The sequence below is a fragment of the Arsenicicoccus bolidensis DSM 15745 genome (assembly GCF_000426385.1).
Taxonomy (GTDB): Bacteria; Actinomycetota; Actinomycetes; order Actinomycetales; family Dermatophilaceae; genus Arsenicicoccus; species Arsenicicoccus bolidensis.
The window spans coordinates 20,411-38,835 of record NZ_AUFG01000035.1 but is presented as its reverse complement, the minus strand read 5'-3'; the positions used below and the strand labels follow the sequence as shown (position 1 = coordinate 38,835).

The following is an 18,425-nucleotide window of genomic DNA, read 5'->3' as shown; positions in this document are numbered from 1 at the left end:
GCGCGCTGCAGCAGGCCACCGGTGCTGGTGGGCGCCACCGGTGCTGGTGGGCGCCACGCACGCGAGTGGGCGATTCCGGTGGGAGGGCGGAACTGGTTGCTCGGACTGCCGGGAGGGCGCCATAGCTGCCCTCTCACGAGCTGCCGACCACGGGCCGTTGGTGGGATCTGGTCCCGGTGGCGGGTTCCGGTCTGGGTGGTGACGGCGCTGCCTGGTGGCGCGCTGCAGCAGGCCACCGGTGCTGGTGGGCGCCACCGGCGTCGGAGGGCGCCACCGGTGCTGGTGGGCGCCACGCACGCGAGTGGGCGATTCCGGTGAGAGGGCGGAACTGGTTGCTCGGACTGCCGGGAGGGCGCCATACGCGCCCACTCACGAGTCCCGGATCCCGCCGGTCCCACCAGCGCGGTCTGCGGGAGCTAGCGTTCGCCGGCGGTGGGCCAGGCGTTGGGCTGGCAGCCGGCCAGACCCTTGCTCTGCTGCATCATGACGGGCGCGACCTCGCCCTTGCCGCCGCACTGCCGGTGCCCGTGACCGAGGAAGTGCCCCACCTCGTGGTTGACCATGTACGCGCGGTAGGTCGCGACGTCGGTGAAGGTCGGCGTCTGCAGGGTCCAGCGGTCGGAGTTGAGGATCACGTCGTCGCCGTGCCGGCAGCTCCACCGCCCCAGGGTCTGCAGCGGCAGGCACATGCGGTCGGTCGTCGGCGGTGAGGCCACATAGATCGTGAACTCCGCCTGCGTCGCGTCCGGCACCAGCTCGAAGGACGCGCCCCGGTAGCCGATCCACCCGCGCGGGTCGTTGAGCACACCGGCGATCTCGCGCGCCGCGGCGCCCGCGTCGATGCCGGTGCCGCCCTCGACCTTGACGGCATACCGGTGGACGCTGGGTGTCTGACGTGCGGGCTTGACCGCGGTCGGTGCCGCCGTCCAGGTGCCGTCGCCCTTGACTCCCGAGCGTCGTATGCCGCCGCCCGCGGCCTTCGTCGGCCCGGTCGTGGCGGCGCTGCTGGTCGAGGTGGTCGTCGGCGTCGACGTGCTGGCCCTACGTGATGAGGACGGGCTATCCCCAGGCGACGAGGACGAGCCGGCCGCCGCGGAGGGTGCTGCGGTCCCGGCCGCCGCTGCGGTGGCGGCTGCGGTGGATGTCGTTGTGCCAGCAGGCTTCGCGGTGCAGCTGCGGACGAGCAGGCTCAGCGCGAGCACGACCACGAGGCCGAGGACCACGAGGACGACCCGGCCACGCGGGGTGAGGCGGAGCGCCGGCCTGCGGGGTGTGGGCGACTGCGGGGCTGTCACTCGCTCAGCCTAGGCAGGTCGGTCGGGTCGGGCCCCGTGCCACGCCGCCCGAGGTGCCGGACCATCCGGTCGGGCTCGCGCCATCCGGCGGGGCTCGCGTCATACGGACCGGGCTCGCGTCATACGGGTCGGGCAGGCGGATCAGCCGGCCTCCGTCCCATCAGCCCGCTGAACGAAGGCCGGTCGATGCCTCTGCCCGCGGCGGGTCAGTCGAGGCGGTCGGCGGCGACCACGCCGCGCATCACCTGGTCGATCGCGGCGCGGGCCGTGGCGGCGAGGGCGGGCTGCGGGGCGCAGGTCGCGATCTGGCCGAGCAGGTCCACGACCTGCTTGCACCGCCGCACGAAGTCGCCCGCCGCCATGTCGGAGTCGCGCAGGCACACCTCGAGCGCCTGGCCGGAGGCCCAGCGGTGGACGGACCAGAGCATGCCCCCGTCCGGCTGGCCGGTCTCGGGCAGGTGGCCGGCGGCCTCGCGGTCGGCGATCGTCGACCACAGCCGCACCATCTGCTGGTAGGCCTCGGCCACGTCGGCGTTGGGGGTGCGCGGCTTGGGGTCGGTCTCGTCCCGGCGGGGCTCGTAGACGAGGGCCGACACGGTGGCCGCCAGCGAGGGACCGTCGAGCCGCTGCCACACGCCGTGCGCGAGGCACTCGGCGGCCAGGAGGTCCTTCTCGGAGTAGAGGCGTCGCAGCATCTGCCCGCTCGGCGTGACCGACTCCCCCGCCGGGTCGAGGTAGCCGAGCTCGGACAGCAGGTCGCAGATCTGGTCGAACTGCCGGGCCACGGAGTTGGTGCGGCCGGAGACCTTGCGGCGCAGCCCGTGCGTCTCGCGGGCGAGCCGGTGGTAGCGCTCGGCCCAGCGGGCGTGGTCCTCGCGCTCGGGGCACTGGTGGCAGGGGTGGGACTTCATCCGCTGGCGCAGCGAGGCGACCGCCTGCTCCCCCGCGGACGATCCCCCCTCGCCGTCGGACCCCGGGCGCCGGCCCTTGCCGCGCGGCGGTGGCTCGTAGGGCACCTTGGCCCGGACCGTCGAGGCGAGGTCCTTGCGCATCTTGGTGTTGCGGGCGTTGAAGTTGCGCGGCAGCTGCAGGGTCGTGACCGGGCGCACGGGCGCGTCGACGTCGTGGACCGTCAGGCGTCGCGCCCGGCCGTCGGCGTTGATCACGAGCGGGGTCGGCGGGTTGTTGCGCCCCGCGGTGTTGGCGTTGACGACGATCGCCATGCCGGTGTGGCGGCCTTCGCGCAGCGAGATGACGTCCCCGGGCTGCAGGTCCTCGAGCGACTGCTCGATCTCGGCGCGCCGCGACGAGGACCGCTCGCGGGCCATGGACTTCTCGAGCTGGCGGATCTGCTCGCGCAGCGCGGAGTACTCCTCGAAGTCGCCGAGGTGGCAGGTCATCGCCTCGTGGTAGCCCTCGAGGGCCTCCTCGTTGCGCCGCACCTGGGTCGCGAGACCGACCACGGCCCGGTCGGCCTGGAACTGCGCGAACGAGGTCTCGAGGATGTCGCGGGCCTCGCTGCGGCCGACCCGCTCGACCAGGTTGACGGCCATGTTGTAGGTCGGTCGGAAGGACGAGTTGAGCGGGTAGGTGCGCGTGGAGGCGAGGCCGCCCACGGCCAGCGGGTCGATGCCGCGGGACCACACGACGACGGCGTGCCCCTCGATGTCGATCCCGCGGCGCCCGGCGCGGCCCGTGAGCTGGGTGTACTCCGCCGGGGAGAGCTCGACGTGCGCGTCGCCGTTGAACTTGACGAGCTTCTCCAGCACGACGGTGCGGGCGGGCATGTTGATGCCGAGCGCGAGCGTCTCGGTGGCGAACACCGCGCGGATCCGCCCGGCGGTGAACAGCTCCTCCACGATCTCGCGGAAGGTCGGCAGCATCCCCGCGTGGTGCGCGGCGTAGCCCCGGCTCAGGGCCTCGACGAAGTCGTGGTAGCCGAGGATGCCGAGGTCCTCGTCGGCCACCCCGGCGATCCGCTCCTCGACCGTGCGCCGGATGCGGCGCCCCTCCTCGGGCGGCACGAGCCGGACGTCCTGGGCGAGCAGCTGGGCGACCGCGCCCTCGCAGCCCGCCCGGCTGAAGATGAAGGTGATGGCCGGCAGCAGCCCGCCGCGGTCGAGCCGCGCGATGACCTCGGCCCGCGAGGCCGCGCCGCCCGGTCGGCTGCCCCGCGCCCCGCCGCCACCGGAACCCCCGCCCGCACCTGAGTACTGACCGCCCGGCCCACCGCCGCGAGGGCGCTCCGAGTCGGGCCCACCCCGACCGCGACCGCGCCCGCGCGAGCCCCACGGGTCGTTGGCCCGGCTCGTGCTGCGCATGCCGCGCCCGGCGGCGTAGGACGACCGCTCCAGCGACTGAAGCCGCTGCACCAGGTCGGGGTTGACCTTGACGATCTCGTCCGTGATCCGGTTGTGGGAGTCGCGGTCCTTGCCGAGGATGGCGCCGCCGTCGTCGACGAACAGGTCGAACAGCTCGCGCCCGACCATCATGTGCTGCCACAGCGGCACCGGCCGGTGCTCGGACACGACGACCGCGGTGTCCCCGCGCACGGTCCCCAGCCAGGCGCCGAACTCCTCGGCGTTGGAGACGGTCGCCGACAGCGAGACCACCTGCACCGCCTGGGGCAGGTGGATGATGACCTCCTCCCACACGGCGCCGCGGAACCGGTCGGCGAGGTAGTGGACCTCGTCCATGACGACGACGCCGAGGCCGTGCAGCGACGAGCTCCCGGCATACAGCATGTTGCGCAGGACCTCGGTGGTCATGACGACCACGGGGGCCTCGCCGTTGACGGACGAGTCCCCGGTGAGCAGCCCGACCTGGTCGGCGCCGTGCCGGGCGACGAGGTCGTGGTACTTCTGGTTGGACAGCGCCTTGATGGGCGTGGTGTAGAACGCCTTGCGCCCCGTGGCCAGCGCCAGGTGGACGCCGAACTCCCCCACGATCGTCTTGCCGGCCCCAGTGGGGGCGGCCACCAGGACCCCATGCCCGTCCTCGACCGCCGCGCACGCCTCGAGCTGGAACGCGTCGAGCTCGAACGGGAAGCTCGCGGTGAAGGTGTCCAGATGTGGGTGCTGCGCCATGTCCAGCAGGCTACGCGACAGGACCGACAGGCCCTCGTATGACGGCGCCCGGCGTCACAGCCGGCTGGCCTCGTCGTCGGCGAGGTCGCTGTAGTCGGGCTCGCGCCGGGCGCGCCGGCCGTCGATGATCCTCGCCACCCCGTAGGCCGCGAAGTAGAGACCGCACAGGGGCAGGGCCAGCGCGAACATCGTCCACGGGTCCGGGGTCGGCGTCATCATGGCGGCGAAGGTGAAGATGAGGACGACCGCGATCCGCCAACCCTTGAGCATGATGTGCGCGGGCAGGACGTGGATGACGTTGAGCGCGACCAGGAGCACCGGCAGCAGAAAGGCCAGGCCGAAGCTCAGGATGAACCGCGTGACCCAGGTGAGGTAGTAGTCCGCCTGCAGGATGTTGGACGCGCCGATCGGGGTGAAGTCGAGCAGCACCTCGATCGCCTTGGGCAGGGCGTAGAGCGCGCCCCAGCAGCCGAGCAGGAAGAGCGGGACGGCGGCGGTGATGAAGGCCAGGGCCGTGCGCTTCTCGCGCTTGTGCAGCCCCGGGACGATGAACGCCCAGATCTGCCACAACCACACCGGGCTGGCGACGATCGTGCCGACGAACACCGCGACCTTGAGCTTGAGCGAGAAGGCGCCGGTGATGTCGGGGAAGGACAGGATGACGTTGGCGCGCCGTGCGGCGGCGCTGATCCGCAGGGGCTCCTGCAGGCGGAACACCAGGGGGTCGTAGTAGATCCAGCCGATGATCGAGGCCAGCACGACCGCCAGGGCGGCGATGAGGATGCGGTTGCGGAACTCGCGCAGGTGGTCACCGAGGGACATCCGCCCCTCGGGGTTGCGTCCCCGGCGGCGGATGCCGGGACGCGTCGACTGCTCGCGGGCCATGCGCTGGGCGACCGCCCGGCTCAGGCGCGGGGTGCGGTGTCGCCGGGCTCGCGGCGGTAGCGCACGCCGTCGATGACCACGAACTCGTCGCCGGACGTGGCGGACGAGGCGCCGGACGCGGCGCCGTGCACCGGCTGGGCCGGGGGCACGGGCTGAGCCGGCTGGGAGGTCTGCGTGACGCGCGTGGTCCGGGTCTCCTGCGTCGCCTGGGTCGCGTCGACCCCTCCGGACGTGGGCCGGGTGGTGGTGCTCGTCGTCGTGGTGGTGCGATGCGGCTCGGCCAGCTCGTCGTCGACCGTGGTGCTCGACCTGTCGCGCTCGCCGTCGTTCTTCATCTCGGACACCTCGGACTTGAAGATGCGCATCGACCGGCCCAGGCTGCGGGCGGCGTCCGGCAGCCGCTTCCACCCGAAGACGGTGACGATCACCAGCACGAGGATGATCAGGTGCCAGGGCTCGAACGCGTTGCGGATCATCGGGGTCGACCAGCCTTCCAGTGGGTCTGCCTACGAGGGACGAGAGGTCCTGGTCCGTCATCCTACGGGTGTCAACCCCGAGGACGACCAACGCCGGTGAACATGCGGCAACGGCAGGGCGTCACCGGGATGGCGACCGCTCACCGGCAGGGCACGGTTCAGCGATAGAGCGCGAGCGCCGCCTCGGCGCCCTCCCGCACCTCGGCCCGCAGCTCGTCCGGCGAGACGACGCGTGCTGCGCCGCCGAGCCGCAGCAGGAGCCGCCGCAGCCAGGCGGTGTCGCTCGTCGCGATCGTCACGCGCAGCCCACCGCCGTCACGCTCCTGCGCCGACTCGCACGGGTAGTAGTCGCGCACCCACCGCGCCTGCTGGTCGAGGTCGAGGACGACGCGCAACGACAGCTCGTCGGGGCGGAAGATCCCGTTGTCGAGGTCGCGCGGGCGCGCGTCGGCCGGCGGGGTGCCGTCGACGTCGAGGACCTCCAGCTCGGCGATCCGGTCGAGGCGGAAGAGCCGGACGTCCTGCGCCCGGTGGCACCAGGCCTCGAGGTACCACGGCCCGTCGACGTTGACCAGGCGCATGGGGTCGACGTCGCGCTCGGTGGTCTCGTCGCGGCTCGGCACGACATAGTTGAGGTGGACGCGGCGACGCCCGGCGAGCGCCTGCCGCAGCGCCGACAGCCGCCCCTCGAGACGCTCGCCCTCCGCGCCGCCGCCCTCGGCCTCGACGCGCATGTCGACGCTGATCTGGGCGGCCTGCGCGGCGACGCCGGACACCTCGCTGGTGGCGGCCTCGAGCTTGGCCAGGGCGCGGTCGACGGCGTCGCGCTCCCCCAGCCCCGGCACCGCCGCCAGGGCGCGCAGCCCCACCATCAGCGACAGCGCCTCGTCGACCCCGAGCCGCAGCGGGCGGGCGATCGTGTCGGCGTTGGAGACGTAGACCTGCCCGTCCTCCCACTGCGCGTCGATCAGGTCGTCGTGGTAGCCGCCGGGCGTGCCGCAGAGGAACAGCAGGGCCAGGTCGGCCTCGATCTGGGCCTCGGACACGCCGAACTCCGCTGCGGCGACGTCGATCTCGACGCCCTGGTGGGTCAGCAGCCACGGCACCATCGTGAGCAGGCGGCTGAGCCGCGCCGTCGCCGACTCGTTCATGTCCACGCTGCCGCGGGGATCCCTGGCGCTCATCGGCTCGCCTCCAGCGCCCCGGTCAGTCTGCGTATGACGGCCTCGCGGAGCTCGGCGGGCGCCAGCGCCTCGACGTCCGCCGCATAGCCCGCGAGCTCGTCGGCGAGCCGCTCCGTGTCGGTGCACGGCAGCTCGATCTCGTCCCACCCGCCAGTCATGCCGGTCCCGGCCTCGCCACCACCAGCACCACCGGCACCACTACTCGGGCCGGTCTGCCCGGCGCGGCGGCGCAGCGCGTGCCCCGCGCCCTGGCGGACGCGCAGCGTCGCCGTGACCGCGGGGCGCTCGGAGGCCTGGGCCCGGATGGACCCCAGCGGGTCGTGGTCGGCGGGCACGGCATACGACCCGGCCTTGCCGGCCCAGGCGATGGGTCCCTCGACCCGCCCGAGGCGGAACACGCGGGGTGCGTCGCGGTCGGTGTCGAAGCCCGTGAGGTACCACCGGCCGTGCCACGCCGCGATCCCCCACGGCTGGACGTGGCGGGTGGTGAGCGCGCCGGTCCCCGAGCGCCGGTAGTCGAAGCGGATCGGGCGTCGCTGCAGGACGGCGTCCTTGGCGCGGGCGAAGGCGGGCTCGGCGGTGCGGACGCGCGGCTCGAGCCCGATCACCGAGGAGTCGTCGCGCTCCACGCCGGCCGCCTCGAGCTTGCGCAGCGCGCGGGCGGCGGGCCCGGCCAGCGACGCCTGCGCCCAGGTGCGGCTGGCGAGCCCGAGCACCGCGATCTCGTCGGGCTCGAAGGCGACCTCGGGCAGGGCGTACTCGCGCCGGTCGATGCGGTAGCCCTCCTCGTTGTCGAAGAGGGGGTCGATGTCCTCGGTCACGAGCGGGATGCCGAGCTCGCGCAGCTCGTCCTTGTCGCGCTCGAACATCCGGTTGAAGGCGTCCTCGGACAGCGCCGCGCCGTACTGCGGGACGGCCTCGCGGATCTTGGACTTGGGCAGCGCCCGTCGCGTGTAGAGCAGGCAGATGACCAGGTTGAGCAGCCGCTCGGTCTTGGCGGAGCTGATGGGGGTCCGCGCAGGAGCCACGTCGTGCCCCTCCCTTCGATGGTCCGGCCACTAGTCTGGCGCCGTGATCCGCTGGCGCAGCGCCCGAGTCGACGCCGTCCGGGCCGAGTGGCCCGGCGCAGTCGAGTATGCCGTAACTGTGTTCGAGGAGGGGGCTGGGGACGCCGCCTCCGGCACCGCGTGTCGGGCCCTCGCCTACGTCGACCTCGTGGGCCGCCCGCAGGTGGGCGACACCGTCCTGCTCAACGTCTCCGCGCTCGAGCGCGGCCTCGGCACCGGCGGCCTGGCCCTCGTGGTCGCCGACCCGGACCGTATGCCGGCAGACCCGCCCCCGGGGCCCGGGCACGTCGTCAAGGCCCGCTACACGCCGCTGCAGGCCATGGTGCTCGGCGTCGACGAGCAGGAGAGCCCGCACCACGCGCTGCTCGCGGACGCCGACTCGATCGACGGGATGCCGGTGGTCACGGCCGACCTGCACTCCGCGGTGCCCGCCGTCCTGGCCGGCCTGCGGGCCGAGCAGCCGGACGCGGTCGTCGCCTATGTCATGACGGACGGCGGCGCCCTGCCCGCACGGTTCAGCCGGACGGTCGCGGGGCTGCGCGAGGCGGGTTGGCTGGCGTCCTGCATCACGGTGGGCCAGGCCTACGGCGGGGACCTGGAGGCCGTCAACGTCCACACCGGGCTGCTCGCCGCGCGGCTCGTGGTCGGTGCCGACGTCGCCGTGGTCGCGCAGGGCCCGGGCAACCTCGGCACCGGCACCCGCTGGGGCTTCTCGGGGACCAGCGCGGGCGAGGCGGTCAACGCCGCCCACACGCTCGGCGGCGTCGCGGTGGCCTCGCTGCGGGTGTCCGAGGCCGACCCGCGCCCGCGGCATCGCGGCGTCAGCCATCACAGCGTGACGGCATACGGCCGGGTCGCCCTGGTGCCCGCGGAGGTGCCGATCCCCCAGGAGGACACCGAGACCGGTCGCGAGGTGCGCCGCCAGGCGCACGAGCTGTGCGCGGGCTCGGGCGGGCGGCTCACGCCGGTCGGCGTCCCGACCGACGGGCTCGACGCCGCCCTGGCCACGTCGCCCGTCCGGCTGAGCACCATGGGGCGCGGTCTGCAGGACGACCGGGCGTCCTTCCTGGCCGCCGCGGTCGCAGGTCGCCACGCCGCCACGCGCATCCCGACGCGCGAGTAACCCCCCACAGTGACTAGCCTCCGGGAGAATGCGTGGCCTCTGCCACACCGTGCCGCTCGGAGGTAGCCGTCTGATGTTCACCCGCATCGCCATCGTCAACCGTGGCGAGGCCGCCATGCGCCTCATCCATGCGGTCCGCGACCTCAACGCGTCCCGCGGACCCGGGTCCGCCGAGCCGAGGATCGAGACGGTGGCCCTGCACACGACGGGCGAGCGCCGGGCGATGTTCGTGCGGGAGGCGGACCGGTCCTACGACCTCGGACCCGCCGCCGACCGGCCCTATCTCGACCACGCGGTGCTCGAGCGCGCCCTGCTGGAGACGGGCGCGGACGCCGCCTGGGTCGGGTGGGGCTTCGTCGCCGAGGACCCGGCCTTCGCCGACCTGTGCGCGCGGATCGGGGTGACCTTCATCGGGCCGAACCCCGAGGCCATGCGTCAGCTCGGCGACAAGATCGGCTCCAAGCTCATCGCCGAGCAGGTCGGCGTGCCGGTCGCGGCGTGGAGCCGCGGCGGCGTCGACACCCTCGAGGACGCCGTGGCCGCCGCCCAGGAGATCGGCTACCCCCTCATGCTCAAGGCCACCGCCGGCGGTGGTGGGCGCGGCATCCGCAAGGTCTCCTCCGACGCCGAGCTGGCCGATGCCTACGAGCGCACCCGCGACGAGGCGGCCCGCGCGTTCGGCTCCGGCGTCGTCTTCCTGGAGCGGCTCGTCACCGGCGCGCGGCACGTCGAGGTGCAGGTCATCGCCGACTCGCACGGCACGGCCTGGGCGCTCGGCGTCCGCGACTGCTCGGTGCAGCGCCGCAACCAGAAGGTCATCGAGGAGTCGGCCTCCCCCGTCCTCTCCCCCGACGAGGTCGCCGAGCTCAAGGCCAGCGCCGAGCGCCTCGCCGTCGCGGTCGGCTACTGCGGCGCCGGGACCGTCGAGTTCCTCTACCACCCCACCGAGCGCTTCTTCGCCTTCCTCGAGGTCAACACCCGCCTGCAGGTCGAGCACTCCATCACCGAGGTCACCACCGCGACCGACCTGGTGCGCCTGCAGATCCACGTCGCGTCCGGCGGTCGGCTCGAGGGCGAGCGGCCCGTCGAGAGCGGCCACGCCGTCGAGGCCCGCCTCAACGCCGAGGACCCCGACCGCGACTTCGCGCCGTCACCGGGCCGCATCGCCCTGCTCGAGCTGCCGGCGGGCCCCGGCATCCGCGTCGACACGGGTGTCGCCGAGGGCGACACGATCCCCGCCGACTTCGACTCGATGATCGCCAAGATCATCGCCTCCGGCCGCGACCGGGACGAGGCTCTCGCCCGCCTGCGCCGCGCCATGCAGGAGACCACCGTCGTCATCGAGGGCGGCGCCACCAACAAGAGCTTCGTCCTCGAGCTGCTCGACGCCCCCGAGGTGATCGACGGCAGCGCCGACACCGGCTGGATCGACCGGGTCCGCGGCGAGGGCCGGCTCAGCAGCCACCGTCACGCCGGGGTTGCCCTGGTGGCGGCCGGGATCCAGGCCTACGAGGCCGACGAGGCGATCGCCCGCGCTCGCCTGCTCGAGACGGCGCGCGGCGGCCGCCCCCAGCTGCAGCACGCCCCGGGGCGCAAGGTCGAGCTCACGCTGCGCGGCACGGCCTACACGCTGACCGTGTCGCGCGTGGCGCCGCACCGGTTCCGCGTCACCGTCACCTCCCCCGCCGGCGAGCACGCCGTCGAGGCCGAGCTCGACCGCATCGACGACTACGCCGCCCGCATCACCGTCAGCGGCCGCGAGCACCGGCTGATCACCGCCTCGCACGGCACCATCCAGCTCGTCGAGGTCGACGGGGTCACCCACCGGATCAGCCTCGACGAGGGCGGCGTGCTGCGCTCCCCCACCCCGGCGCTGGTCGTCGCCACCCCGGTGTCGGTGGGCGACGAGGTCGCCGCGGGCGCGCCCGTGCTGGTGCTCGAGTCGATGAAGATGGAGACCGTCCTGCCCGCGCCGTTCGCCGCCCGGGTCAGGGAGCTGCTCGTGTCCGCCGGCAGCCAGGTCGAGACCGGCACCCCGCTCGTGCGCCTCGAGCCCGTCGGCGACGGCGACGAGGCCGCCGCGGAGGAGCTGCCGGGCGTGGACCTGGACCTGCCCGACGTTGACGTCGACAGCAGCACGGTCGACGCGAGAGCCAGTGGCGGGGCCGACCCGCACCGTCGCGCGAGCCGGCTGCGCGGCGACCTGCTCGCGCTGATCCTCGGCTACGACGTGGACGCCCGCGACGAGGGGCGGGTGCTGGCGTCATACCTTGCGGTCCGCGACGAGGAGGCGACCCGGGGCGAGAGCCCGGTGGCCGCGGAGGTCGAGCTGCTCGAGGCCTTCGCCGACCTGGCCGAGCTGTCCCGCAACCGTCCCGCGGGCGACGACCTGCACCTCGAGAACCGCATCCACAGCCCCCGCGAGCACTTTCACACCTATCTGCAGAGCCTGGACCCGGTCCGGGCCGGCCTGCCCGAGGACTTCCAGGAGCGCCTCGGGGCCGTCCTGCGTCGCTACGGCGTCACCGACCTGGAGCACGGGGACGAGCTCGAGCAGGCCGTCTTCCGCGTCTTCGTCGCGCAGCAGCGGTCGACCCCCGACCTGCAGGTCGTGACCGCGCTGCTGCGGCGGTGGCTCACCGATCCGGTGCCCGAGGCACCCGGGGACACCCGCGCCCGCGCAGCCCTCGACCACCTCGTGCGCGCCACCCAGCTGCGCATCCCCGTCGTCGGGGACCTGGCCCGCAGCGTGCGCTTCCGGTGGTTCGACCAGCCCCTGGTGGACGCCGAGCGCCAGGGCGTGCTCGGGGGCGTGGCCGACGAGATCGCCCGCATCGCCGAGCTCCCGGAGGGCCCGGAGCGTGACGAGCACATCGATGCGCTGGTGCGCATCCCCGAGCGGATCGCCCGCTTCCTCGCCCAGCGGCTGTCCGGCCCCGAGCTGCCGTCCTCCGAGCCGATGCTGACGGTGCTGGCCCAGCGCCACTACCGAGGCCACGACATGCGCGACTTCCGCGAGATCCGCATCGACGGGCGTCCGCTGGTCGTCGCGGACTACACCATCGACGACCGGCCGACCCACCTGGTCTCCACGATCGGGCGGGTCGACGACCTGCGTCCCGGCTCGGACCTGGTCCAGGACATCGCCTCCGAGGTCGCCGAGGCCGGTGCCGGTCAGCAGAGCGTCGTCGACCTCTACCTGCGCTGGGACGACGCGCCGGCCTCGCTCGACGAGCTCTCGGCCGAGCTCGTGCAGCGGCTCTCCGGGCTCGACCTCGGCCGCGGGGTTCGTCGCGTCGCGGTCGGCGTGTGCAGCGACGGCGAGGAGCCGGTCCGCTACCTGACCTTCCGTCCCGCCGACAACGATCCTGCCGGCGCTGCCGTCACGGATGGCTCAGCCGGGTCGGTCGTCGAGGACGAGCTCGTCCGCGGCGTGCACCCGATGGTCGGGCGACGGCTCAACCTGTGGCGCCTCACGGAGTTCGACGTGACCCGCCTCGAGGCGCCCGAGGACGTCCTGCTCTATCGCTGCGTCGCGCGGGGCAACGACACCGACGTGCGCCTCGTGGCCATGGCGCAGGTGCGACAGCTCGCCGTGGTCCGTGACGAGCAGGGCCGGGTCACCGGGCTGCCGCACGTCGAGCGGGCCATCGCCGGCTGCCTGGACGCGATCCGCCGGGCCCGCACGAGCAGCGGCCCCGCCGGGACCCGGCTCGACATGAACCACGTGTGGGTCCACGTCTGGCCGACCATCGAGGGTGACGTCGAGGAGCTGACGACCCTCAAGCGCACGATCGCCCCGATGACGGCCGGCGCCGGCGTCGAGGAGGTGCTCCTGGACGGCACCGTGGCGCTGCCCGGTGGTGGCGGCGAGACCATGCCGATGGCCGCGCGCTTCCACTACCAGCCGGGGTCCGGGGTCGTCACTTCCATCGAGGGGCCGCCCGAGGAGCGGCTCAAGCCGCTGGACGACTACTCCCGCAAGGTCGTCACCGCACGCCGTCGTGGCATGGCCTACCCCTACGAGCTGCAGTCGCTGATCGCGGGGCCCGGCGGCACCGCGACCGAGCACGACCTCGACGACTCCGGTGCGCTGGTGCCGGTCGACCGTCCCTACGGCCTCAACCGCGCGGGCATCATCGTCGGCGTCATCTCGACCCCCACCACGCGCCACCCCGAGGGGGTCAAGCGGGTCCTGCTGTGCGGCGACCCGCTGCGGGCCCTCGGTGCGGTCTCCGAGGCGGAGTGCATGCGCATCATCGCCGCGCTCGACCTGGCCGAGTCGATGGGCGTGCCCGTCGAGTGGTTCGCCCTGTCCGCCGGCGCCCGCATCTCGATGGACTCCGGCACGGAGAACATGGACTGGGTGGCCCGCGCGCTCAAGCGCATCGTCGAGTTCACCCAGGCGGGCGGCGAGATCAACGTCGTCGTCGCCGGCATCAACGTCGGCGCGCAGCCGTACTGGAACGCCGAGGCGACGATGCTGATGCACACCAAGGGCATCCTCGTCATGACCCCGGACAGCGCGATGGTGCTGACCGGCAAGCAGTCCCTGGACTTCTCCGGCGGCGTCTCGGCCGAAGACAACTACGGCATCGGCGGCTACGACCGGATCATGGGCCCCAACGGCCAGGCGCAGTACTGGGCGCCCGACCTCGCCGGCGCGCTCGGCATCCTCATGACGCACTACGACCACGCCTACGTCGCCCCCGGCGAGAGCGGTCCGCGCGTCGCCGCGACCACCGACCCGGTCGACCGCGACGTCACGACCTATCCGCACGACCCGATCGACTCCGGGTTCACGACGGTCGGCGACATCTTCTCCCCCGCCACCAACCCGGACCGCAAGAAGCCGTTCGACATCCGCACGGTGATGGCGGCCGTGGCCGACCAGGACCACGCGACGCTCGAGCGCTGGGCCGGGATGGCGGACGCCGAGACCTCCGTGGTCTACGACGCGCGCCTCGGCGGCATCCCGGTCTGCCTGGTGGGCATCGAGTCCAAGGCCGTCCCGCGCCGCGGCTTCCCTCCCACCGACGGCCCCGACACCTACACCGCCGGCACGTTGTTCCCCCGGTCGTCCAAGAAGGTCGCCCGGGCGATCAACGGCGCCAGCGGCAACCGCCCGGTCGTCGTCCTGGCCAACCTGTCGGGCTTCGACGGCTCGCCGGAGTCGCTGCGCAACCTGCAGCTCGAGTACGGCGCCGAGATCGGCCGCGCCATCGTCAACTTCGACGGGCCGATCGTGTTCTGCGTCATCTCGCGCTACCACGGCGGGGCGTTCGTCGTGTTCTCCAAGGCCCTCAACCCGCAGATGCGGGTGCTGGCCGTCGAGGGGTCCTACGCCTCGGTGCTCGGTGGCGCGCCGGCCGCCGCCGTGGTGTTCAGCCGCGACGTGGACGCGCGCGCGGCCAAGGACCCGCGGGTGGCCGAGCTCGAGCAGCGGTTGTCGGCCGCCACCGGCGAGGAGCACGCCGACCTGGCCGCCCAGCTCGTCGAGACGCGACGCGACGTCCGCGCCGAGAAGCTCGGGGAGGTCGCCTCGGAGTTCGACGCGGTCCACAGCATCCACCGCGCCGTCGAGGTCGGCTCGGTCGACGAGGTCGTGGCCCCGGCCGACCTGCGCCCGCGGATCATCGCCGCCCTGCAGGGCTGGGCCTCCCAGGCCTGAGCCTCCCGGCCCCTCCCCAACCCCCAACCACGAAGATCGTGAGGGTTTGGTCCGATTCTTGGACCAAACCCTCACGATCTTGGGGTGCAGCGAGACCTAGCGGACGGCGACGAGGTCCACGACGAAGATCAGGCTCTCGCCGGGCTTGATGACGCCGCCGGCGCCGCGGTCGCCATACGCGAGGTGCGACGGGATGGTCAGCTTGCGCCGGCCACCCTCACGCATCCCGAGCAGGCCCTGGTCCCAGCCCTGGATGACCTGGCCGACGCCGACCTGGAAGTCCAGGGGCGCGCCGCGGTTCCACGAGGCGTCGAACTCCTCGCCGGTGGAGTAGGCCACGCCGACGTAGTGGGTGCTGACGACGTTGCCGGGCTTGGCCTCGGCGCCGTCACCCTCCCAGACCTCCTCGATGACGAGGTCGGCGGGCGGCTGGTCGCCCGGGAAGTCGATCTCGGGCTTGGTGGTGGTGGGGTCGAACGGCATGGTGCCTCCTGGTGGCTCGGGGGGACGCGATGACGGGTGGTGCTGGTCCGGCTACTGGGCCTTGACGAGGTCGACGACGAAGACGAGCGTCGAGTTGGCCGGGATCTTGTCCTGGGCCTTGGCGCCGTAGGCCTCGGCCGGCGGGGCGACGACGAGGACGCGGCTGCCGACCTTCTGACCGGTGAGGCACTTGTCCCAGGCGGGGATGACCTGGCCGACGCCGATCGGGAACGGCGTGGGCTCGGCGCCGTGGTCATAGCTCGAGTCGAACTTGGTGCCGTTGGTCCAGAGCATGCCGGTGTAGTGCGAGGACAGCGTCTGGCCGGCATTGACGACCGGGCCGGTGCCCTCCTTGAGGACGTAGGCCGTGGCCTGCTTGGGCGCGGCGGCCGTGGTGGGCTTCATGGTGGCTGCCTTGCCGTCGGCGGCGGTGACCTCGGGCAGGCCCTCCTTGCTGGTGACGACCTTGCAGGCCTCGCCCTTGAAGCCGACCTTCTGGATCTCGACGTAGGCCACCAGCGTCTCGTCGGCGGCGAGGCCGGACTGGGGGTTGCCCTGGGCGATGAGGGTCGCTGCGTCGGCGGGAGCCATGGCGATCAGCATGCGGCTGCCGACCTTCTGGCCGAGCATGCCCTTGGCGACGCCGGGGATCCACTGGTTGACGGGGATCTGCTGGGGCTGGTTGGCGGCGAAGGTGTCCTCGAGCGTCTTGCCGGTCTTGCCGGAGACGAACAGCGCGTTGGCGACCACCATGTCGGTCTTCTTGACGACCTGGCCGGTGCCCTCGGTGACGACCTTGGCGGTCGTCTCCTTGGTCGTGAAGGGCGCCTTGTCGACCTTGAGCGACGGCTTGGCGGGCGTGCCGCCGACGGTGATGCCCGCGAGGTCGCCCTTGGCGGCCGGGGTGATCGGCGGGGGCGTCGCGGACGCGGGGGTCGCCGGTGCCGAGGGGCTCGGCGCGGGGGTCGTGGTCGTCGAGGTGGTGGTGGAGGCCCCGCCGCTCCCGCACGCGCTGAGCGCGATGGCCGGGACGGCCGCGAGGGCGAGGGCAGAGCTGGTGCGCAGGCGCAAAAGAGGGGTCCTTCGCTCGGATGTGGGTCGTTTGAGCTCGTGCCACCCTAGCGGGCGATCCTGTGGCGGGGCTGTCGGCGTCCGGCTCCCTGGCTCAGGTGCCGGGCCAGGTGCCGGCCGGGGCGGGGTGCTCGCCGAGGCTCGCGACGAGCCGCTCGACCCGCGGGTCCTCGTAGGCGAGCGGGTCCTTGCACAAGATGGTGCGCTGGTTGCCGTCGTTGAGCTTGAGGTGCACCCAGTCGACGGAGTAGTCCCGCCGAGCCGCCCGCGCCGCGGCGATGAAGTCCCCGCGCAGCTTGGCCCGGGTCGTCTGCGGGGGCGCCGTCACCGCGTGCTCGATCTGCTCGTCGGTGGTGACCCGCGCGGCGAGCCCCCTGGCCTGCAGCAGGTTGAACAGACCCCGGCGCGGGTGCAGGTCGTGGTAGGCGAGGTCGATCTGCTGCAGCCGCGGGTGCTCGAGCGGCAGGCCGTTGCGGCTGGAGTAGTGCTCGATGAGGCGCCGCTTGATCACCCAGTCGATCTCGGTGCCGACCTCCTGCAGCCGCCCGGAGTCGACGGCCGACAGCACCCGCTCCCACAGGTCCAGGACGCGCTCGTGCACCGGGTCGTCGCTGCCGCCCTCGTCGACGAAGCGTCGCGCGGCCTCGAGGTAGGCGCTCTGCACCGCCAGGGCGCTCGTGGTCCCGCCGCGCTGCAGGGCGACCTCGGCGCGGCCGGTCGGGTCGGTGCTCATGGTGCGTATGGCGGCCGTGGTGCTCGCGAGGGTGAGGTGGGGCAGCGGGACGCCCTCCTCGATCATCCGCAGCACGAGGTCGGCGGACCCGACCTTGAGCAGCATCGTCGTCTCCGACATCGTCGAGTCCCCGACGATGACGTGCAGGCGGCGGAACTTCTCGGCGTCGGCGTGGGGCTCGTCGCGGGAGTTGATGATGGGCCGCGAGCGCGTGGTGGCGGAGGACACGCCCTCCCACATGTGGTCGGCGCGCTGGCTGACGCAGTAGGTCGGCCGTCCCTGGGGGTCGACGACGAGCTTGCCTGCGCCACAGGTGATCTGGCGGCTGACGAGGAAGGGCACGAGGGTGTCGGTGACGGTGCGCAGGTCGGTGGACCGGTGCACGAGGAAGTTCTCGTGGCAGCCGTAGGAGCTGCCGGAGGAGTCGACGTTGTTCTTGAAGACGTAGACGTCGCCGACGATCTCGTCCTGGGCCATGCGCAGCTGGGCGTCGTCGGCGAGGCCCTGGACGATGCGCTCGCCGGCCTTGTCCTGGGCGACGAGGTCGAGCAGCGAGTCGCACTCGGCCGTGGCGTACTCCGGGTGCGAGCCGACGTCGAGGTAGAGCCGTGAGCCGTTGGCGAGGAAGGCGTTGGAGCTGCGGCTCCAGGCGACGACGGAACGGAACATGTAGCGCGACACCTCGTCGGGGGTCAGTCGCCGCTGGCCCTCGGAGGTGGCGGTCACGCCATACTCGGTCTCGATCCCGAAGATGCGTCGATCCATGGCACGACCCTACCGGCGGCAGTCACGTCGACCGGCCTTCGTCCGCCAGGCTGATGCACCTACCGCCGGTAGGTCTGTCGCGAGGAGGTGAGCCACCGGATGAACGGGATCACCATGCAGATGACGAAGACGGCCAGGACCGGCAGCCCGGCCCAGATCGTGAAGGCGTCCCAGAACACCCGGTCGTCGTGCAGGAGGTCGCCGAAGGCCACGAGCATCCCGTAGACGATCGCGAGGACGGCGGTGACGCCCCAGCCGGGGTTGCGGCCGTAGCGCTCTGATGGAGCCTGGGTCATGACAGACCTCCCTCTCGGTAGAACGGGACGCCGACCAGCACGACGACGGCGACCAGCAGCAGGAGCGCCCCCACGACGGTGAAGCGGTGCCAGAAGCCGGCGTCCTGGTGCGCGCGTGGCCCGAACGCCACCGCGAAGCCGTAGATGACGGCGAGCAGCCCCACGATGCTCGCCCCGGTGCGCAGGTCCATCGGATCCCCCTCGATCTCGGTCTCTCCGAAATTAGGGGTCGCATCACGCCCATCGCCCCTGACAGGTGTCACGAGGTCAGGTGAAACTCAGGCCGAGAT

General features: G+C 72.9%; 13 protein-coding genes. 2 read left to right on the top strand and 11 right to left on the bottom strand.

Annotated features, from left to right (window positions below; all coding sequences use genetic code 11):
- Positions 1 to 416: 416 nt before the first annotated feature.
- The 6 genes from K313_RS0115590 to K313_RS0115565 all read right to left on the bottom strand — a co-directional run bounded on the left by K313_RS0115590 (position 417) and on the right by K313_RS0115565 (position 7,954).
- Entirely contained in the window at positions 417 to 1,295 is an 879-nt protein-coding gene (locus tag K313_RS0115590) for a DUF3152 domain-containing protein (RefSeq protein ID WP_156911423.1), read from the bottom strand.
- 206 nt (positions 1,296 to 1,501) lie between these two features.
- The gene (locus tag K313_RS0115585) at positions 1,502 to 4,381 is read right to left on the bottom strand and encodes a DEAD/DEAH box helicase (protein ID WP_029212395.1); all 2,880 of its coding nucleotides are present in this window, start codon (positions 4,379 to 4,381) and stop codon (positions 1,502 to 1,504) included.
- 54 nt (positions 4,382 to 4,435) lie between these two features.
- Positions 4,436 to 5,266 (bottom strand): twin-arginine translocase subunit TatC, encoded by an 831-nt coding sequence (gene tatC, locus K313_RS0115580; protein WP_240483997.1) that lies wholly within the window; start codon positions 5,264 to 5,266, stop codon positions 4,436 to 4,438.
- Between the two features lie 20 nt (positions 5,267 to 5,286).
- Entirely contained in the window at positions 5,287 to 5,742 is a 456-nt protein-coding gene (gene tatA, locus K313_RS23175) for a Sec-independent protein translocase subunit TatA (RefSeq protein WP_029212393.1), read from the bottom strand.
- Between the two features lie 158 nt (positions 5,743 to 5,900).
- Positions 5,901 to 6,926: a helix-turn-helix transcriptional regulator gene (locus K313_RS0115570; protein WP_205621890.1), complete on the bottom strand. Its 1,026-nt coding sequence runs from the start codon at positions 6,924 to 6,926 to the stop codon at positions 5,901 to 5,903.
- Entirely contained in the window at positions 6,923 to 7,954 is a 1,032-nt protein-coding gene (locus tag K313_RS0115565) for a helix-turn-helix transcriptional regulator (RefSeq protein WP_029212391.1), read from the bottom strand. The genes K313_RS0115570 and K313_RS0115565 overlap by 4 nt, the downstream gene beginning before the upstream one ends.
- Positions 7,955 to 7,997: 43 nt before the next feature.
- On the opposite strand from K313_RS0115565, the gene K313_RS0115560 reads away from it, so the two are divergent.
- Together K313_RS0115560 and K313_RS0115555 are read left to right on the top strand one after the other, a co-directional pair.
- On the top strand, positions 7,998 to 9,116 hold the full coding sequence (locus K313_RS0115560; protein WP_029212390.1) for a DUF3866 family protein: 1,119 nt from the start codon (positions 7,998 to 8,000) through the stop codon (positions 9,114 to 9,116).
- A gap of 73 nt (positions 9,117 to 9,189) precedes the next feature.
- Positions 9,190 to 14,787, top strand: coding sequence for an ATP-binding protein (locus K313_RS0115555; RefSeq protein WP_029212389.1), 5,598 nt, complete (start codon positions 9,190 to 9,192; stop codon positions 14,785 to 14,787).
- Between the two features lie 96 nt (positions 14,788 to 14,883).
- Here K313_RS0115555 and K313_RS0115550 read toward each other — a convergent pair whose 3' ends face one another.
- The 5 genes from K313_RS0115550 to K313_RS0115530 all read right to left on the bottom strand — a co-directional run bounded on the left by K313_RS0115550 (position 14,884) and on the right by K313_RS0115530 (position 18,326).
- Complete coding sequence (locus tag K313_RS0115550; RefSeq protein ID WP_029212388.1) at positions 14,884 to 15,270, bottom strand: FKBP-type peptidyl-prolyl cis-trans isomerase; 387 nt, start codon at positions 15,268 to 15,270, stop codon at positions 14,884 to 14,886.
- A 51-nt stretch (positions 15,271 to 15,321) separates the two neighbouring features.
- Complete coding sequence (locus K313_RS21400; RefSeq protein WP_029212387.1) at positions 15,322 to 16,341, bottom strand: FKBP-type peptidyl-prolyl cis-trans isomerase; 1,020 nt, start codon at positions 16,339 to 16,341, stop codon at positions 15,322 to 15,324.
- Positions 16,342 to 16,435: 94 nt separating this feature from the next.
- Positions 16,436 to 17,839: a Pup--protein ligase gene (pafA, locus tag K313_RS0115540; RefSeq protein WP_029212386.1), complete on the bottom strand. Its 1,404-nt coding sequence runs from the start codon at positions 17,837 to 17,839 to the stop codon at positions 16,436 to 16,438.
- Between the two features lie 59 nt (positions 17,840 to 17,898).
- Entirely contained in the window at positions 17,899 to 18,135 is a 237-nt protein-coding gene (locus K313_RS0115535; RefSeq protein WP_029212385.1) for a hypothetical protein, read from the bottom strand.
- Positions 18,132 to 18,326, bottom strand: coding sequence for a hypothetical protein (locus K313_RS0115530; RefSeq protein WP_029212384.1), 195 nt, complete (start codon positions 18,324 to 18,326; stop codon positions 18,132 to 18,134). Before K313_RS0115530 ends, K313_RS0115535 begins: the two co-directional genes overlap by 4 nt.
- Between the last annotated feature and the right edge of the window lie 99 nt (positions 18,327 to 18,425).